This window comes from Leisingera sp. NJS204 (genome assembly GCF_004123675.1).
In the GTDB taxonomy this organism is placed as follows: domain Bacteria; phylum Pseudomonadota; class Alphaproteobacteria; order Rhodobacterales; family Rhodobacteraceae; genus Leisingera.
Map to the genome: position 1 here is coordinate 3524716 of NZ_CP035417.1, position 17781 is coordinate 3542496.

The following is a 17781-nucleotide window of genomic DNA, read 5'->3' on the forward strand; positions in this document are numbered from 1 at the left end:
CTGGCAGCTCGCTTTTGCAGAGAAGCCCCACTTCCCGTTTGAGGGGCCGTCAGCCGCAGTCGCAAAGCGCATGATCCTGCCGTTGGAGCGTGCGCAGCAAAAGGCAGCTTTGTCCGGCGACCCGTAAATCTGCCGTCTCAAGTTTTCTGCATGATCGACGAACGGCCGGTCTTCCCGCTGCCCTGCGGCGCTGACATCCGAGCGCCTGCGGCAAATCTCGCGCTGCGCGCGCTCGCAGCAAAGAAATCCAAGGTACAGGTTGGGCTCTTTTGGCACCTTCGCTGCCTACCGCATGAACGTTCGTTTTCTGGGTTTGGGTCAGAAACCTGACAAGAAGGTCAGCTTTGCTTGGCATTCGACAATAGAAAAAGTGGCGGACCGAGGAGGATTCGAACCCCCGACCCCTTGATTCGTAGTCAAGTACTCTATCCAGCTGAGCTATCGGTCCACTGCGGCGGGGTGTAATCATAGCGCTGGAGAGTCGCAACCCCAAAACCCAAAATTAGTTTCCTCCGGCCGGCATATTCCCGTCAGCCTGCTTGCCACGGTCAAATCGTGCCGTCTCCCTTGGGCAGGCAGATCTCGAAGGCCGTGCCGTCCGGACTGGTCTCCTTCAGCACGACCGATCCGCCATGGCCGCGGGCCAGCTCGCCCGCAATGGCCAGGCCCAGCCCGGTGCCGCCCTTGCGGGCACCGCCCTGGAACGGGGTGAACAGATTGTCCTGCGCTTTTTTCGGCAAACCGGGGCCGGTGTCGGCAACGGTGATGTACCAGGCGTCCTCTTCCTCGCGCGCATCAACCCTGATCTGACCCGGCTTGCCGGTGGCGGTGATCGCCTGACGGGCGTTGCGCACCAGGTTCATGACTATGCGGAACAGCTGTTCGGAATCGGCGCGCAGCATCATCGGTTTGGGCACTGCATTGACGATCTCAATCAATGTGCTGTCCGCGGCCAGCAGCTCGCTTTCGGCAATATCCGCTGTGATTTCATGCAGGCAGACCACTGCAAAGGTGGGCGACGGCTCTTCGGCGCGCCCAAACGCCAGAGTTCCCTCGCACAGGGAGACCGCGCGGGTGATCGAGTTCACCAGTTTCGGCGCCAAACGCCGCACCAGGGGGTCCTCGCTCATCTCGATCCGGTCAGTGAACAGCTGCGCCGAGGTCAGGATGTTGCGCAGATCATGGCTCACCTTGGCGACCGCGCCGCCCAACTGGGCCAGCCGCTCGCGCTGCTTCAGCGCGTGGGTCAGCTCGGTCTGCAGCTGCATCAGAGCCTCTTCTGCCTCGCGCAGCTCCACCACGCTGGAACTCGGGTGGATGATGCCGCGCGCATCCTCAGGCGCCGCCGCATAGCGCTGCATATAGCCGACGACGCTTTTGATCGGTTTCACCAGCACGATCCGCACCGCAACAAACAGCAAAAGCGCCGTAAAAACCGAGATCACCGCCGACAGAACCAGGATCCGCACCCCGTAATCGATCATCGCCATCCGTAAGGGCGCAGTTTCCATGGTGACTTCGATCAATATCCCCGCATCGCGCACCGGTGCGCCGATTACCCGGATAATCTCGTTTTCCGGCCGGGACAGCCGCAGCACCGCATCCCGGATCAGAGTCATTGCCCCGGCCATCCGCAGATCATAGGTGCCGGTGATCTGCTGCGGAATCGGCGAGGCCAGCATCAGCTGGCGGATCTCGTCGCGGCGCAGCACGACGTTATAGACACCTGCGTTCTCCAAAAGCTCCGCTTCCAGTTCCGTCGCCAGCATGTCATCAGCCAGCAGCGCCAGCGACGCGATCTGTGCCCGCTGCAACCGGTCGGCCAGAAAATCCTCGCGGAACCGCGCAATCGAAGGCACAAAGATCAGGATCTCGGCCAGCATCACGAAGACCGTGGTCAGGACCAGAAATCTGCCCGAAAGCGTGTTGAGCATCCCGCCGCCCTTACCTCAAGGTATCCAGCGCTGCACCACGCGCACAGCGCGTTTCACAAAACCGCTCTCAAACAGCCGCGGGGTGAAATAGGCCCCGGCAACCCGTTTGTTAATCTCGCTGATGGAGGGGTAAGGCGCAACCATGGCTGCAATCTGGCTCATTTTCAAACGGTTGGCCAGCGCCATCGACCACAGGCCGATCAATTCCCCCGCCTGATGGCCTGCGATGGTGGCGCCTACGGGACGGCCCTTGAAAACCATTACCTTGATGAAGCCTTTGGTCCTGCGTTCGGCAATGGCACGGTCGTTGTGATGGTAATCGAACCGTGCCACCTCCAGTTTGACACCGTAGATATCCCGCGCCTGCGCCTCGGTCAGGCCGACCTGTGCCAGTTCCGGATCGGTATAGGTGGCCCAGGGGATATGGCTGATCTTGGCCTTGGACGGCAGGCCGAACAGGGCCGAGCGGATGATTATGCCTGCGTGATAGCCCGCCACATGGGTGAACTGCAGCCCGCCGGCCACGTCGCCGATGGCATAGACGCGTTTGTTGGTGGTCAGCAGGCTGCCGTCCACCTTGATGCCGTTGCCCTTGGTTTCAATCCCGGCGGCAGCGAGGTTCAGCCGCTCCATATTGGCCTTGCGCCCCACCGCCATCAGCAGGTGGCTGCCCCTGAACAGGCTGCCGTCCCTGGTCTCCACTTCAACCGCGCCGGCCTGACCGCCGATGCGCGAGACCATGGCGCCCTCGGCGATCTCCACGCCTTCTGCGCGCAATCTGTCCAGCACCAGCGCTGCGGCCTCCGGATCATCTTTGCCCAGCGCCTTCAGCCCTTCGATCACAGTGACCTTGCAGCCCAGGCGCACATGCGCCTGCGCCATCTCCATGCCGATCGGGCCGCCGCCGATGATCAACAGATGCTCCGGCTTCTCGCGCAGTTCAAACAGGGTCTCGTTGGTCTCGTAAGGCACTTTGTCCAGCCCTGGGATCGGCGGCACCAGCGGCGAAGACCCCGTGGCGATCACCACCCGCCGCGCAATGATCCGGTGCGGGCCTGCTTCGACCTCTGTTGGCGAAACAAAGCGGCCGAACTCGCGGATCACCCGCACGCCAAGGCCCTCGAATCGTTCCTGGCTGTCGACCGGGGCGATGGTATCGATCACCGCCTGCACATGATCCTTGGCCGCGGCATAATCCACCTGCGGGTGCTGATCCGGCACACCAAAGGCTTGGGTATGCGCCTGGGCGTGCGCCGCCTTGCCGCTGGCCAGCAGCGCCTTGGAGGGCACACAGCCGTAGTTCAGGCAATCGCCGCCCATCTTGTGGCCTTCCAGCAGCACAACCGACGCCCCCATCTGGCTGGCACCAGCCGCCGCCGACAGCCCGCCCGACCCGGCGCCGATAATCAGGAGATCACATTCTATGCGGCTCATGTTCAGGTATCCTTGCTGTTCTTGCCACGCAGGGTGCCGCGGACGGATTTGACCAGGATCGGCATTGCCGCCAGCACGCACAGGCCCAGAATAGGCCCGATCACATGCGGCTCCCACAACAGGCTCAGATCCGGCTCTTCCCCGCGGTCGAACACCGACCCGACCCCGACCCCGATCCAGGTAAACACAATGGCGCCCGGAATAATCCCCGCCGCCGTGGTCCACAGGAAGTTGCGGAATTTCACACCGACCAGCGCGGGCAGCAGGTTGGCGACAAAAAACGGCACCGCCGGAACCAGCCGCAACAGCAAGAGCACCTCGACCTCGTTCTCGCGCAGCGCCTGCTTCAGCATCTGCACCCGACCTTCTGCCGCTTCCATCCTGGCGGTCAGCGCGGCGCCCAGCCCCCAGCGCGCCGCCAGAAAGATGCCCACCGCACCGATGGTGGCCGAAATCACGTTGACCCCGGTGCCCGCCGCCAGTCCGAACAGGAACCCGCCAGTGACCGAGGCCACCGCCGCACCCGGCAGCGAAAACAGCACGATCACAATGTAGAGCCCCATGAACAGCGCCACGAGACCAAGGTAATTCTGATCCCGGAACGCCATCAGCGCCTCGCGGTTGTCGCGCAGCGTGTCAAAACTCAGGTAGTCCTTCAGCGTCACCGCCCCGATCAGTGCCACCACCGCGACGGCAATCAACGGCAGATGGCGGGCCATGCCCGGCTTGGCCGCAGGCTGATCCTTTGGCTCGGAATCGGTCTTGGGTGTCTCGCTCATATCGCTCATACGTCCGTCTCTGTGGCAGTGCAGTGTAGCTACGTGTTAAATGGCCCGCAGGCGAGGGTGGGCAGCCCTGCCTCACGGCTGCTTGATCACTTGCCCCCGGATTCGTGAGGTTTGTGGCAGAATCACTGCCCGGATGTTACATCCGCCCTGCCCGGAGGCTGTTCCGGTGCGGTTTTTGGCAGAAATGTTGCACGCCAGGGTTCCGCGCCGCCATGCTTACAGGGGTTTTCTCACCCTAAAAGGTGTTTTCTCACCTCGCAGGGTTTGACTTACCCGCCGTTCCCTCCTAAAGACCGGGCTTCGAGATAGACCCCCGGGAGGCGATTCCGCGCCCTGCCCGAAGATACAATGTGGAGACCGGAGCGATGAAACGCACCTATCAGCCTTCGAACCTGGTTCGTAAACGCCGCCACGGCTTCCGTGCGCGCATGGCCACCAAAGCTGGCCGCAAGATCCTGAACGCACGCCGCGCCCGCGGCCGGAAAGAACTGAGCGCATAAGCTCAGTTCCAGTTCTGACGGACATGACACCGCCGGAGGCCCCCAAGGACGGCACTGCTGCCCGCGGGGACACGCCTCCGGCGGTGTCCGTTTGCGCAGCTGATGCGCCAAAGATCGAGGTCATGGCCAAGCGCCGTGATTTCCTTGCCTGTGCCCGCCCGCCTGCCCGCAAGCAGGGCACCAAGGGCATGATGGTCCAGGGCCGCAACCGCCAGGATAATGGCGGCATCCGCATGGGGTTCACCTGTTCCAAAAAGGTCGGCAATGCCGTCGCCCGCAACCGCGCCAAGCGCCGGCTGCGCGAGGCCGCACGGATGATTCTCCCCGCGCATGGCCGCCCGGGATGGGATTACGTGCTGATCGGCCGCGCGATGGAGACCGCCCAGCGCCCGTTCGAGGAACTGAAGCGCGACCTGATTTATGCGCTGAAAAAGATCCACGGCCAGTAAGCCAGAAAAAACCAGGCTCCGCGCATGTCCGCGGGAAGTCCGTGCCACTATGGCTGCAGTTTCTCCGGCCGATAGGCCGGACAGCACCCGACCCTCCCCACGGGAGGGCGCTGCCCTCATTGCCATGCGGCGCAGCTCACCCTATCTAACCCGCATGACCCCGCTGGCCCATATCCTCGCCCTGCCTGTGCGCGCCTACCGGCTGCTGTTCAGCCCCTGGGTCGGCTTCAACTGCCGCTACCAGCCCACCTGCTCGGCCTACGCGCTGGAAGCGCTCGAAAAGCATGGCGCGATCAAGGGCTCCTGGCTCACTGCCCGACGGATCGGGCGCTGCCACCCCTTCGGCGGCGATGGCTATGACCCGGTGCCCGGCGGCAAGGACTGAAGCCGGAACACCTTTTTTTCTTGGCAAAACGCACTTCCTCAGCTAGGGCGCGCCCATGCTTGATGATGATCTGGACGAAATCCACCCGCTGTTTGCCGGCGCCCCCTCGACCACCGAGTTCAAGAAACTCAGGAAGCGCATTGTGCGCTATGCCCGTGAGGCGATCGACCAATACGGCATGGTGGAGCGCCGCACGGACGGCAGCACGCCCAAGTGGCTGGTCTGCCTGTCGGGCGGCAAAGACAGCTATACCCTGCTGGCGGTTCTTTATGAGCTGAAGTGGCGCGGCCTGCTGCCGGTGGACCTGCTCGCCTGCAACCTGGATCAGGGCCAGCCCGGTTTTCCGGCCACGGTGCTGCCGGAGTTCCTCGAAAAGATGGGCGTGCCGCACCGGATCGAATATCAAGACACTTATTCCATCGTGATGGACAAGGTTCCGCAGGGCCGGACATTTTGCGCGCTCTGTTCGCGCCTGCGCCGCGGCAACCTGTACCGTATCGCGCGCGAAGAGGGCTGCTCCGCCGTGGTGCTCGGCCACCACCGGGACGACATTCTGGAAACCTTCTTCATGAATCTCTTTCACGGCGGCCGGCTCGCGACCATGCCGCCCAAACTGGTGAACGAGGAAGGCGACCTCTTTGTGTTCCGCCCGCTGGCCCATGTGGCCGAGGCCGATTGCGAAAAATTCGCCCGTTCCATGAACTATCCGATCATCCCCTGCGACCTGTGCGGCAGCCAGGACGGGCTGCAGCGTCAGCAGGTGAAACAGATCCTGGATCAGTGGGAATCAAACAGCCCGGGCCGCCGCCAGGTGATGTTCCGCGCATTGATGAATGCCCGGCCTTCGCACCTGCTGGATCCGAAACTGTTCGATTTTGCCGGTTTGGAACTGAAGAACCCGGATTCCGGGCCGGAAATACCGGAAATTCCCAAGCTGCGTTAACTCCCGGGTTAGATCAGCACCCTAGTCTCATGCCGGAACGACTGGCTGCAGACGAAAGGTCTGAGAATGACAAACACAGGATCAGGTCTCCTGGCACGGCTCCGGCAAACCCTTGCCCCGGCACTTTTCGGGCCACCTGTGCTCGCTTTCCTGCCTGCCCTGACCCTGGCCACCTATTGGCTCGGCGGCGAAACCGCATTGCTTTCGGTGGCACTTGGCCTGCCGGTGCTGATTGCCGTCGCCGGCGGGTTCAGCAAACTGGGCGGCGGCGGCGGCCTGCCGCGCGACAGTGTCACCGGCATGATGCTGCGCGACGGGTTCGAGCATGAGACCGCGCGCATCTATGACGAATGCGCGGAAACGGATCTGCGCTCCGCGGTCTTCATCCTGGAACTGGACGATTACAAAGAAATGGCGGACCGGCACGGGCTTGAGGCCGGCGACCGTATCGTTCAGCACTGCGGCACGCAGATCGCCTCGGTCCTGCGCCAGCACGATACAATTGCCCGGATCGGCGACAGCCGCTTTGCCATCTGCCTGGCCCCGACCCTGCAGCTGGATCTGGAATTGTGCATCCAGCTGGCCGGCCGGATGCAGACCGCCGCCGAGGAACCTGTGCCGCTGGATGGCACCAACATCTACGTGACCTGCTCCATCGGCTTTTGCCAGCGCAACCGGGCTCCGGGTAAGACCGGGTCCGACTGGACCGGCGCCGCCGTGACTGCCCTGGCCGAGGCGCAAAGCAATGGCCCGGGCGGCATCCGCGCCTTTTCGGTGGATATGTCCGGGCGCGGCGGGACCCGTTCCAACCTGCGCGAAGAGGCTGCTTCGGCCCTTGAATCCGGTCAGATTCAGGCTTGGTTCCAGCCGCAGATCTGCACCGACACCGGCCGGGTTTCCGGGTTCGAGGCACTGGCCCGCTGGTCGCACCCGGTGCTGGGGCTGATCCCGCCCTCGACTTTCCTGCCCGCACTGGAGGAAGCCGGGCTGATGGACCGGCTGAGCCAGGTGATGCTTTACAATTCCCTGGTGGCGATCAAGGCCTGGGATGCCGCCGGCGTCCAGGTGCCTTGTGTCGGGGTGAACTTTGCCACTCAGGAACTGCGCAATCCCGGTCTTGCAGGGCGCATCAAATGGGAGCTTGAACGATTTGAGCTGCCGCCCAGCCGCTTGTGTGTGGAGATCCTGGAAACCGTGATGACCGATCAGCCCGACGATGTGATCACCCGCAACATCCTCGCCCTCAGCGAAATGGGCTGCCACATCGATCTGGATGATTTCGGCACCGGCCATGCCTCCATCGCCGCGGTGCGCCGCTTCAGCATCTCCCGCATCAAGATCGACCGCTCCTTTGTGATGAAAGCGGATCAGGATCCGGAACAGCAGAAACTGATCTCCGCGATCCTTACCATGGCCGAACGGCTGGAGCTGGAAACCCTGGCCGAAGGGGTCGAAACCGCAGGCGAACACGCACTGCTGGCGCAGCTGGGCTGCGGCCATGTGCAGGGCTTCGGCATCGGCCGCCCGATGCCGTTCGACCAGACGCTGGACTGGATCACGTCCCATGAAGCCAAATTGCAGGACACGCCCGCGATCGGCCGCCAGACCCCCTGAATATTCAATTCCATTGATTTTCTGCTGCGCCAGGGCCCTATGCCGCCCCGGCGCGCCGCGATTCTGCTTGACCTTTGCGGCCCACCTCTGTTGAACCCCACGTGTCCTTCCCTACACGAGGTGGCAGTCCCCAATGGACGATCAGAACAAAAATCTTATTCTCGCAACCGTACTCAGCTTTCTGGTGATCCTGGGGTGGTACACCTTTTTCCCGCCGCCAGAGCCGGAACAGGCGCCTGAAACCGCGGTCAGCGAATCCGCGCCCGCAGGCGATACCGCCTTGGTCCCCAGCGCCTCCGCAGACGCGGTGGCCGAGACCGCCGCGGAAGAGGCCGAAGCCCCCGATGCGCCGCGCGTTGCCATCGACACCGCGCGCCTGGCCGGCAGCATCTCGCTGCAGGGCGGCCGGATCGACGATCTGTCGCTGAAGGACTACCGCGAGACGCTGGACCAGGGGTCTCCGATCGTCAAACTGCTGAAGCCCGTGGGCGACGCAGGTGCTTATTACGCGCTCTACGGCTGGGCGCCGGGTGCGGGCCTGTCGCTGGACGATGTGCCGGGTGCCAACACCATCTGGACCGCGCCGGCAGACGCCGCCCTGACCACCGACAGCCCCGTCACCCTGACCTGGGACAACGGCAAGGGCCTGACCTTCTCCCGCACCATAGCGGTGGATGAGGATTACATGTTCTCGGTCACCCAGTCGGTGGCCAATGCCTCCGGCGGCAGCGTCGCCCTGGCGCCCTACGGCACCCTGGCCCGCCATGGCCAGCCTGCGGACCTGAAGAACTTCTTCATCCTGCACGAAGGCCTGGTTGGAATGTCGGACGCCGAACTGGCCGAAACCGACTATGACGACATGGCCGACTTTGAGCCCGACCCGCGCGACGGCTCCCGGGCCGAGGTCAAACAGGTCGCAGAGAACGGCTGGATCGGTTTTACCGATCACTACTGGATGTCGACCCTGATCCCCGAACCGGGCCAGGCCTTCCGCTCAATCGCGAAATTCGACGAACGCCGCGAGATCTATCAGACCGACATCGTGCTGCCGACCATCACCGTGGCAGAGGGCCAGTCCTCTGAAGTTACCACCCAGCTGTTTGCCGGCGCCAAGGAATGGGAAGCCATCCGCGGCTATGAAAAGGGAGGCATCCAAGGCTTCCTGGATGTCATCGACTGGGGCTGGTTTTTCTTCCTGACCAAGCCGATGTTCTGGCTCTTGCACAATCTGAACGTGCTGATCGGCAACATGGGCTGGGCTATCATCGGCCTGACCGTGGTGATCAAGATCCTGGTGTTCCCGCTGGCCTATAAATCTTATGCCTCGATGGCCAAGATGAAAGAGCTTCAGCCGGAGATGGAGAAGCTTAAGGAGCGCACCGGCGACGACCGCCAGAAGATGCAAAAGGAGATGATGGAGCTTTACAAGCGGGAAAAAGTGAACCCCGCCGCGGGCTGCCTGCCGATCCTGATCCAGATCCCGATCTTCTTCTCGCTCTACAAGGTGATCTTCGTCACCCTGGAACTGCGCCACGCGCCCTTCTTCGGTCCCTTCCAGGACCTCAGCGCGCCGGATCCGACCTCGATCATGAACCTCTTTGGCCTGCTGCCCTTTGCCTCCCCGGCACCGGAAAGCATCATGGCGCTGGTCTTCATCGGCATCCTGCCGATCCTGCTCGGCATCTCGATGTGGCTGCAACAGAAACTGAACCCGGCGCCCACCGACCCGACCCAGCAGATGATCTTTGCCTGGATGCCCTGGGTGTTCATGTTCATGCTCGGCGGCTTTGCCTCCGGCCTGGTCGTCTACTGGATTGCCAACAACACGATCACCTTCAGCCAGCAGTACCTGATCATGCGCAGCCACGGCTACAAGCCGGACGTGTTCGGCAACATCAAGTCGGGCTTCAAGAAGAAGCCGAAGGCTGACAGCTGATGACGCACCAAGTTACGGACATCTGGCGCCACCCGCTCAAATCCCACGGGCGTGAAGCGCTGGAAAATGTAACCCTGACCGCCGGGCAAACCATGCCCGGCGATCGCGTTTGGGCGGTGGCGCATGAGGTCTCCAAGGCGGACGGTTCCGAATGGGCGCCCTGCCAGAACTTCACCCGCGGCTCCAAGGCGCCCGGGCTGATGGCCATCAATGCCCGCCTGGACGATGCCAGCGGCCAGCTGACGCTGACTCACCCGCAGCGGCCTGACCTGACATTCGACCCGGAAAATCCTGCGGACCTGCAACGTTTCCTTGATTGGGAGAAGCCGCTGACCCCGGCGGACCGTGCCGCCTCTGCCCGGATCATCCGGGTGCCGGGCCGCGGCATGACCGATACCCCTTTCCCCTCGGTTACCCTGTGCAACCGGGCCTCTCACCGGGCTGTGGAACAGGCAATCGGCCATGACCTGTCGCCCAAGCGCTGGCGCGGCAACATCTGGTTCGATCTGGATGAGGCCTGGGCCGAAAACGACTGGCTGGGCCGCGAGGTGCAGATCGGCGAGGCTGTTTTTGCGGTGCGTGAACGGGCGGTGCGCTGCCTGGCAACCACCGCCAATCCCGAAACCGGCGAACGCGACGCCGATACGCTGAAGACCCTGAAAGACAACTGGGGCCACCAGGATTTCTCTGTTTACACCGAAGTGGTGCGCAGCGGTGAGATCCGTCTTGGCGACGCGGTAAAGGTGCTGTGATGCAAATGCAATTCTCCCTGGCCGAGGCGCCGGATGACATCTCTGCCGAAAAAGGCCGCAAGCTGTTTGCGGGCGAGACCGAGTTCCTGAAAGGCGTGGTTGCGATGAACGGCCTGCCCGATGCCGACCGGCTGGAGGTATGCTTTGCCGGCCGTTCCAACGTCGGCAAGTCGAGCCTGATCAACGCGCTGACCGGAACCAAGGGCATCGCGCGGGCCTCCAATACACCGGGCCGCACGCAAGAAATCAACTTCTTCACCCAAGGCCCCGAGCTGTATCTGGTCGACCTGCCCGGCTATGGCTATGCCAACGCGCCGCTGAAAGTGGTGGAGCAGTGGCAGAAGCTCTTGAAACGCTACCTGTCAGGCCGCCAGAACCTGCGCCGCGCTTTTGTGCTGATTGACAGCCGCCACGGGATCAAGGCGGTGGACGCCGAGATCATGAAGCTGCTGGACAGCTCTGCCGTTACCTTCCAATGCGTCATGACCAAGGCCGACAAGGTCAAGGAATCGGACCGCGCCAAGGTGCTGGAGCAGGTAAAGGACGCCTTGTCCAAACACCCCGCCGCTTACCCTGAGATCGTCCTGACCTCGTCCGAGAAGGGCGACGGCATCGCCACTCTGCGCTCGATCATCGCCGGGCTGTAACCGCATGCTGCGCTGCTTGTCCTCCTTTCTGGTTGTGATCGCCCTGGCCGTTGCCGGGCTGATCCCGGCCGGCTGGATGCCAAGCTCCGCACAGGACGGCAAGGTGCTGCTGGTGATCTGCACCACCGATGGCGTGCAGGAGGCCTGGGTCGATCCGGGTGATGATGGTTCACATGATCCTGCTGAACCAATGGACGACCGCAGCTGCCCCTTCTCCGGGTTTACCACGGCGGCTTTGCTGCCGGACGGCACGCTGCACCTCAGCCTTGATGCACCGCTGGCCGACCGCTGGTCACGCGAGGTGTTCACTCATCACAGCGCCGGTTTCCACTGGCGCTACGACGCCCGCGGCCCGCCCGCCGCGGCCTAGGGTCAGCCCCCTTTCATCCGGCCCCCGGCACTGGCTGAGCGAACAGGTCCCCCCTGCCCGCCGCCTGACAGCCGCGCCGCCAGTCTGCTTTGCTGCATTGGATCAACGCCCGGCGCGTTCTCCCGTCCAGCAATGTCTGGACCTGGCCGGATCAATGGGTCCTGACCCTTTCATCCCCCAAACCCCCAATATACCTGCCGGCACATCTGTGCCCGGCGCCCTGACATGGAGAGACCCATGGCGACCAGCCAACCGCAATCCGCGGGCCAATCGCGCCCGCTGTCCGAGAAATTCTACTTCGCCGCCTGGCGCTGGCACTTCTACGCCGGCCTGTTTGTGGTGCCGTTCCTGATCATGCTGGCTGTCACTGGCCTGATGATGATGTTCATCACCCAGTTCGACGGCCGCGACGGTGAGACCATCACCGTTACCCAGGGCACGGCTGAACTCAGCATCGCTGATCAATCCGCCGCCGTGCTGGCCGCCCAGCCCGGCACCATTGCCGAATGGATCGGCCCCAAGGCGCCGGATCTGGCCGCCGTTTTCCGCGTCAAAACCGAGGCCGGCCAGCGTCTGGTGGCACTGAACCAGTACACCGGCGAAGTGATCGAGACATGGGACCGCCGCGCAGGCTGGTATGATCTGGCCGACAACATCCATTCGACCCTGTTGATCGGCGACACCGGCGACCGGCTGATCGAGATCGCCGCGGGCCTTGGCATCGTGCTGGTGCTCACCGGGCTGTACCTGTGGTGGCCGCGCGGCAATGCCGCCAGTGCCTTTGTCCCGGATTTCCGCGCCAAGGGCCGCGCCCTGTGGAAGAACCTGCACGCGGTCACCGGCTTCTGGATGTCGGCACTGCTGGTTGTCTTCCTGATCTCCGGCCTCTCGTGGACCGGCATCTGGGGCGGCCAGATGATGCAGGCCTGGAGCACCTTTCCGGCAGCCAAATGGGACAACGTGCCCCTGTCCGACGACATTCACGCCAGCATGAACCATGGGCATACAAACGATGTGCCCTGGGCGCTGGAACAGACCCCGATGCCAGCTTCCGGCTCTGAGGCCGGGATTACCGGCATTTCCGAAGGCCAGCCTGTGGACGCAGGCAACATTATCGCCCTGGGCCGCGCTTTGGGGATGGAGGGCCGCTTCCGCCTGGCCTATCCCGGCGGCGGAAATGGCGTCTGGACCATCAACCGCGACAGCATGAGCGGCGACGGCGACGATCCTTTCATCGACCGCACCATTCATATTGACCAGTACAGCGGCAAGATTCTCGCTGACGTGAAATACGAGGACTACTCGCTCGCGGGCAAGGCAATGGCCGTCAGCATACCCTTCCACATGGGGCTGATGGGCACCTGGAGCTTCGTGCTGAACGTGGTGTTCTGCCTGGCAGTGATTTTTGTCTGCGTCTCCGGCCTGGTAATGTGGATGAAACGCCGCCCCGCAGGTGCCAGCCGCCTGGCCGCACCGCCGGAACCGGCAGAGATGCCGTTCTGGAAGGGGGCTGCGCTGATTGCCGTGCTGGTCTCGCTGGCCTTCCCGCTGACCGGCCTGCTGCTGCTGGCGGTGCTGGCGATTGACGTGCTGCTGCTGGGAAACCTGCCGGTGCTGAAACGCGCCGTGAGCTGACAGAGCGCCGCCCGGCCTTGAGGCCGGGCGGTGTGCCCGCAATCAAACGTGCTGCGCGCCGTTCACCTCAATCTCGGCGCCGGAGATATAGGAACTCCCTTCCGAGCACAGGAAATAGATCGCCGAGGCCACCTCCTCGGGCTGGCCCAGCCGCTGCATCGGCAGCTTCTCGACAATCTTGTCGGTGCCTGGCGACAGGATCGCGGTTTCCACCTCGCCCGGTGCAATGGCATTGACCCGCACCCCCAAGGGGCCGAAGTCATGCGCCATCTCCCGCGTCAGCGCCGCCAGTGCCGCCTTGGAGGTGGCATAGGCGGCCCCGGCAAAGGGGTGCACCCGGCTGCCCGCAATAGAGGTCACATTGACGACGGACCCTTTGGCGGCTGCCAGTTCCTCCTTCAACCCCCGCGCCAGCACAACCGAGCTGAAGAAATTCACGTGGAATACTTTGCCCCAATCCATCAGATCGGTATCCAGCGTGCTGAGCCGCTCGCCGTCCGGCCCTTTCGGCGAGATCCCGGCATTGTTGACCAGCGCGTCCAAGCGGCCGTCCAGCAGGTCCTGGATCTGGCCCACCGCGTTGATCGTGTCCGACGGGTCTGACAGGTCCAATTGCACATGGTTTTCCTGGCCGCCGCCCCAAGGGCATTCCGCCGGGAACGGATGCCGCGAGCAGGTGATAACCCGCCAGCCTTCGCGGTTGAAGCGGCGCACCGTTGCATGGCCGATACCGCGGCTGGCGCCGGTCAATAGCAAGGTCTTCTGACGCATCTGTTGATCCTCACAGGAGATTTCCAGGCTGAGCCTACCACCGGCACAGGCAACCGCAATGGCCTCCCGCCTGCGGCGGCGCCCGGCGTGCCGCACGCAACGCTTGGCAGCGGCCCCGGAACCGCCTAAACCCTTCTGTCAAAGGAATGATGACAGCGATGAAGACACAAAACATGAACCGCGACTGGATTGCCACTGCCGAGACCCTCTCAAGCGCCCTGCCCTATCTGCAGCGCTATGACGGGGCCATTGTTGTCATCAAGCTGGGCGGCCACGCCATGGGCAGCGACGAGGCGATGGAGACCTTTGCCCGCGATATCGTGCTGATGCGCCAGGTGGGGGTGAACCCTGTGATCGTCCACGGCGGCGGACCGATGATCAATGCGATGCTGGAAAAGCTGCAGATCCAGTCTGAGTTCGTCAACGGCAAGCGGGTCACCGATGCTGCCACCATGGAGGTGGTGGAGATGGTTTTGTCCGGCGTCGTCAACAAGCGTATCGTGCAGGCGATCAACCGGCAGGGCGGCCGCGCCGTTGGCTTGTCGGGCAAGGACGCCAATCTGATAACCTGCGATCAGGCCGACCCGGATCTGGGCTTTGTCGGCGCCCCGTCCGAATTGGACCCCAAGGTGCTGTACGGTCTGTTTGAAAAAGACATGATCCCGGTGATCGCCCCGATCGGTGCGGGCCGGGAAGGCGAGACCTTCAACATCAATGGCGACACCGCTGCCGGGGCCATCGCCAAGGCGCTGCAGGCTGACCGGCTGCTGCTGCTGACCGATGTGGCGGGCGTCAAAAACGGCGACGGCGAGGTGGTCACCGAGCTGAAGGCCGCGGATGTCGACGCAATGACCGCCAGCGGCGTGATTGCCGGCGGGATGATCCCCAAGACCGAAACCGCGCTGGATGCGGTGCGCAACGGCGTGCGCGCCTGCACCATCGTCGACGGGCGGGTTCAGAATTCGGTGCTGCTGGAGCTATTCACCGATCACGGCGCCGGCTCGATGATCCGCGCCTGACGCAGGTGGAAGGAGGGTATGAGGGGCGCTGCCCCTCTTGGCCCTTGGGCCAATTCACCCTGGGGTATTTTTGACCAGAAAGAAGCCGGATGGCAGCGGGCGGCTGCCGTCCGGCGCTGGCTGCGTTAGCTTCCTGGCGCTTTGTAGACCTTGGCGATGCCGCCGGCCTTCTTCTGTATTGCGGTGAATTCGTCCGAGGTGAACGCCCGCACGGTTTTCAGGTTGCTGACGGCGCCGCTGGCGCCCGTTGCCATCAGCCCCGCAAGCAGGCCCGTTGCGTCGTCAATTGTCACTTGGATCGCAAAATCGCTGTCGCCGGTGGTCAGATAGTAGCTTTCCAAAGTCCCGCCTGCCGCTTCGACAATTGCGCGGGCTGCCGCCTCGCGGTCACTGGGGTTTTCAATCATCGCTTTCATGGCAGAGGCCGTGTAACAGCCGGTCACGATAAATCTTGGCATTCTGTCTCTCCCTGGGGCGAAACCTGCAAGCCGGCGATGGGCCCGATGCCGCACAGCCCGGCCCGCATTCCCCCGGGGCCGGATCATACCACATTCAGGCGTTCCGGCATATGAGAGCGAAGCTGGCAGCGGGGCTGCACTGGCAGGACGGACGCCCGGCAAAGCTGGACTGGAGCCGGCGGCTGCCGTTCCGCCGCTTCTGACCGCGCCGGCGGGAAGACGCCGGCAGAACAGGACGGGACGTTTTTGCGCTCTGGCAAGCAGGCTTGCGCTGTTAGGCTCGCGCTAAGCCCATGACCGGATGCCGCATATGACCCAGACCGACCTGCCAGACCACCGCCTCCACAGTGCCCAAGGGGCACTGTCTTATCCTGAGATCGAAGCCGCCGCCGCGCAGGTCGGGCTTGCGGTCTGCGGTGCCCTGCATCCCGCGCGCCAGCCCGTCAAGGCGCTGGAAGATGGCACATTGATCCTGCTGGGAACCGCCGCCGCTTTCTGGCCCGTCTTCAAGAGCAGTCCGGAGCACCGCGACGGCGCCCCGCACCCGGTGGACCGCTGGTCCGAGCGGGTGGTCAGCGCCCTGGCCCAGGACCTGCGCGGCAGCGCCTATTTCCCCTTTGGCGGGCCGCCCTACACGCCATTCATCAATTGGGCGCTGGCATCGGGCCGGTTTTTCACATCCCCGTCACAGATGATGGTGCATGATCGCGCCGGCATGCTGATATCCTTGCGGGGGGGCCTTCATTTCAAACAGGAAATTGACATTCCCCCTCCGCCTTTGGCAGAGTCTCCCTGCCGCAGCTGCCACTCCCGCCCCTGTCTCAGCGCCTGTCCCGTCAGCGCATTGGCAGACGGCGGCCCCTACGATCTGGCAGCCTGCCATGACTATCTTGACACTCCTGCCGGCGCCGGCTGCATGGCAGGCGGCTGTCTGGCCCGCCGCGCCTGCCCGCTGAGCCGCAACGCCGGCCGCGACCCGGAACAAACCGCACATCACATGAGGCATTTTCACCCCCAATGACCTGCACCCTGATCCTGACCCGCCATGCCAAATCCGCCTGGGACGCCAATGTCCCCAGCGACCACGCCCGAACGCTGAACAAACGAGGGCGCCGGTCTGCCCCGGCCATCGCCGCCTGGTTGCGGGACACAGGATATGTGCCGGATCAGGTAATCTCATCCTCCGCGCAACGCACCCGCGAAACCTGCGAGCTGATGGAGCTGGGTGTGCCTGCGCGGTTCACCGAGCGTCTGTATCACGCCAATTCGGAAATGATGTTCAAGGTGCTGATAGAGGCGGAACAGCCGCGGGTCATGCTGATCGGGCACAATCCCGGCATCGCCGCCTTTGCCCATTCCATCGTCTCCAGCCCGCCGGATCATTCGCGGTTCGACGATTACCCGACCGGGGCAACGCTGGTGGCGGAGTTTGATATCAGCAGCTGGCGCGACCTGGCCTGGAGCAGCGGCAAACCCGTCGGCTTTGCCGTTCCGCGCGAACTGCTGGGCGAATAGCACGGTTGCGGCTGCGGCAATACCGCGCATCCTGCGCGGGAGGGGCATGGCGCGGTTGCAAGGGCGGACCTAGGTTGCCTGACAGACCCGTATTTGCCAGGACTGGAGATCCCCATGCGCCGCCGTTCCCTGCTGCTGGCCGCAGCCGCCCTCCCCCTCACCGCCCTGCCGGGATTTGCCACGGCAGCGGAAACCATCCGCATCATGAAGTCGCCCTCCTGCGGCTGCTGCACGGCCTGGGCCGATCACCTGGCCGCCGCCGGTTTTGCGGCCGAGGTGCGCAATGTGGCGGATGAGGATCTGTGGGCAATGAAAGAACGGCTCGGCGTCAGCGGCGATCTGGCTTCCTGCCACACTGCAATGGCCGGGCCTTATGTGATTGAGGGTCATGTGCCGGCAGGTGACATCCAGCGGCTGCTGACGGAACAGCCTGCGGCGCTGGGACTGACCGTTCCGGGCATGCCGATCGGTTCGCCGGGGATGGAGATGGGGGATGAGCGCGAGGCGTTTGACACCCTGCTGATCCTGGCTGATGGCACGGCAGAAGTGTTCGCCAGCCACTCCTAATCGAGGCGGCCTGATCAAGGCGGCCCGGCCTAGAACACCTGAACAAAAAAAGGCCGGGCGCAAT

Annotated in this window: 19 protein-coding genes and 1 tRNA gene; 14 read left to right on the forward strand and 6 right to left on the reverse strand. The window is 63.6% G+C overall.

Features of this window, described 5'->3' with window-relative positions; all coding sequences use genetic code 11:
• Positions 1-371: 371 nt before the first annotated feature.
• From ETW24_RS17125 to ETW24_RS17140, 4 genes are all read right to left on the reverse strand, one after another.
• Positions 372-448, reverse strand: a tRNA-Arg gene (locus tag ETW24_RS17125).
• A 100-nt stretch (positions 449-548) separates the two neighbouring features.
• Complete coding sequence (locus ETW24_RS17130; protein ID WP_129372177.1) at positions 549-1934, reverse strand: sensor histidine kinase; 1386 nt, start codon at positions 1932-1934, stop codon at positions 549-551.
• 15 nt (positions 1935-1949) lie between these two features.
• Positions 1950-3368 (reverse strand): dihydrolipoyl dehydrogenase family protein, encoded by a 1419-nt coding sequence (locus ETW24_RS17135; protein ID WP_129372178.1) that lies wholly within the window; start codon positions 3366-3368, stop codon positions 1950-1952.
• 2 nt (positions 3369-3370) lie between these two features.
• Positions 3371-4156, reverse strand: coding sequence for a TVP38/TMEM64 family protein (locus tag ETW24_RS17140; protein WP_129372179.1), 786 nt, complete (start codon positions 4154-4156; stop codon positions 3371-3373).
• A 365-nt stretch (positions 4157-4521) separates the two neighbouring features.
• On the opposite strand from ETW24_RS17140, the gene rpmH reads away from it, so the two are divergent.
• The 10 genes from rpmH (at position 4522) to ETW24_RS17190 (ending at position 13387) form a co-directional block, all read left to right on the forward strand.
• Positions 4522-4656 carry a 50S ribosomal protein L34 gene (gene rpmH / locus ETW24_RS17145; protein ID WP_008554144.1) on the forward strand — a complete coding sequence of 45 codons (135 nt, stop codon included), beginning with the start codon at positions 4522-4524 and terminating at the stop codon, positions 4654-4656.
• A gap of 23 nt (positions 4657-4679) precedes the next feature.
• Entirely contained in the window at positions 4680-5105 is a 426-nt protein-coding gene (rnpA, locus tag ETW24_RS17150; RefSeq protein ID WP_129372180.1) for a ribonuclease P protein component, read from the forward strand.
• Positions 5106-5259: 154 nt separating this feature from the next.
• Positions 5260-5490 carry a membrane protein insertion efficiency factor YidD gene (gene yidD / locus ETW24_RS17155; RefSeq protein WP_129372970.1) on the forward strand — a complete coding sequence of 77 codons (231 nt, stop codon included), beginning with the start codon at positions 5260-5262 and terminating at the stop codon, positions 5488-5490.
• Positions 5491-5545: 55 nt separating this feature from the next.
• The gene (ttcA, locus tag ETW24_RS17160) at positions 5546-6433 is read left to right on the forward strand and encodes a tRNA 2-thiocytidine(32) synthetase TtcA (protein ID WP_129372181.1); all 888 of its coding nucleotides are present in this window, start codon (positions 5546-5548) and stop codon (positions 6431-6433) included.
• A 66-nt stretch (positions 6434-6499) separates the two neighbouring features.
• Complete coding sequence (locus ETW24_RS17165) at positions 6500-8047, forward strand: putative bifunctional diguanylate cyclase/phosphodiesterase (RefSeq protein WP_129372182.1); 1548 nt, start codon at positions 6500-6502, stop codon at positions 8045-8047.
• A 133-nt stretch (positions 8048-8180) separates the two neighbouring features.
• The gene (yidC, locus tag ETW24_RS17170) at positions 8181-9983 is read left to right on the forward strand and encodes a membrane protein insertase YidC (RefSeq protein ID WP_129372183.1); all 1803 of its coding nucleotides are present in this window, start codon (positions 8181-8183) and stop codon (positions 9981-9983) included.
• Positions 9983-10735 (forward strand): MOSC domain-containing protein, encoded by a 753-nt coding sequence (locus tag ETW24_RS17175; RefSeq protein WP_129372184.1) that lies wholly within the window; start codon positions 9983-9985, stop codon positions 10733-10735. The genes yidC and ETW24_RS17175 overlap by 1 nt, the downstream gene beginning before the upstream one ends.
• Complete coding sequence (yihA, locus tag ETW24_RS17180) at positions 10735-11382, forward strand: ribosome biogenesis GTP-binding protein YihA/YsxC (RefSeq protein WP_129372185.1); 648 nt, start codon at positions 10735-10737, stop codon at positions 11380-11382. The genes ETW24_RS17175 and yihA overlap by 1 nt, the downstream gene beginning before the upstream one ends.
• 4 nt (positions 11383-11386) lie before the next feature.
• Positions 11387-11752: a DUF2946 family protein gene (locus ETW24_RS17185; protein ID WP_129372186.1), complete on the forward strand. Its 366-nt coding sequence runs from the start codon at positions 11387-11389 to the stop codon at positions 11750-11752.
• 237 nt (positions 11753-11989) lie between these two features.
• Positions 11990-13387, forward strand: a complete 1398-nt coding sequence (locus ETW24_RS17190; protein WP_129372187.1) for a PepSY-associated TM helix domain-containing protein — start codon at positions 11990-11992, stop codon at positions 13385-13387.
• 42 nt (positions 13388-13429) lie between these two features.
• Here ETW24_RS17190 and ETW24_RS17195 read toward each other — a convergent pair whose 3' ends face one another.
• On the reverse strand, positions 13430-14158 hold the full coding sequence (locus ETW24_RS17195; protein WP_129372188.1) for an SDR family NAD(P)-dependent oxidoreductase: 729 nt from the start codon (positions 14156-14158) through the stop codon (positions 13430-13432).
• Between the two features lie 158 nt (positions 14159-14316).
• Between ETW24_RS17195 and argB the strand changes: the two genes are divergently transcribed.
• Entirely contained in the window at positions 14317-15177 is an 861-nt protein-coding gene (gene argB, locus ETW24_RS17200; protein ID WP_129372189.1) for an acetylglutamate kinase, read from the forward strand.
• Positions 15178-15302: 125 nt separating this feature from the next.
• Here argB and ETW24_RS17205 read toward each other — a convergent pair whose 3' ends face one another.
• Complete coding sequence (locus ETW24_RS17205; protein ID WP_129372190.1) at positions 15303-15635, reverse strand: GYD domain-containing protein; 333 nt, start codon at positions 15633-15635, stop codon at positions 15303-15305.
• Positions 15636-15945: 310 nt separating this feature from the next.
• Between ETW24_RS17205 and ETW24_RS17210 the strand changes: the two genes are divergently transcribed.
• The 3 genes from ETW24_RS17210 (at position 15946) to ETW24_RS17220 (ending at position 17717) form a co-directional block, all read left to right on the forward strand.
• Positions 15946-16656: a ferredoxin gene (locus ETW24_RS17210; RefSeq protein ID WP_129372191.1), complete on the forward strand. Its 711-nt coding sequence runs from the start codon at positions 15946-15948 to the stop codon at positions 16654-16656.
• Positions 16653-17150, forward strand: a complete 498-nt coding sequence (locus tag ETW24_RS17215; RefSeq protein WP_129372192.1) for a SixA phosphatase family protein — start codon at positions 16653-16655, stop codon at positions 17148-17150. Before ETW24_RS17210 ends, ETW24_RS17215 begins: the two co-directional genes overlap by 4 nt.
• Before the next feature lie 114 nt (positions 17151-17264).
• Positions 17265-17717, forward strand: a complete 453-nt coding sequence (locus ETW24_RS17220; RefSeq protein ID WP_129372193.1) for a DUF411 domain-containing protein — start codon at positions 17265-17267, stop codon at positions 17715-17717.
• The last annotated feature ends 64 nt before the right edge of the window (positions 17718-17781 follow it).